The sequence below is a fragment of the Pseudomonas sp. AC463 genome (genome assembly GCF_979253585.1).
Map to the genome: position 1 here is coordinate 1 of NZ_CEEDDZ010001195.1, position 234 is coordinate 234.

Genomic DNA, 234 nt, shown 5'->3' on the forward strand with positions numbered 1-234 from the left:
GTGCCGATCACGAAGACATAGCGGCGCTGATCGGTGACGATCATCATGTTGGTCGCCGTGGCGGAGGCGAGCGGCTTGACGATCACGCGGTTGCCCGAGCGATTCGGCGTCACCTCCCAGCCAGCATCGTTGCCGACGACGATCGTCTCCACCCGCTCATCGCCGGCAAGTTCGACGATCGCAGCGTACCCGCCACCCACCCGAAGATCGAAGACACGGCCGCTGTCATAGACC

General features: G+C 64.1%; 1 protein-coding gene. It reads right to left on the minus strand.

Annotated elements, in window-relative coordinates; translation table 11 throughout:
- A partial coding sequence (locus AC0IYH_RS34100) for a TrbG/VirB9 family P-type conjugative transfer protein (protein WP_471838914.1) occupies positions 1–234 on the minus strand: 234 nt, incomplete at both ends.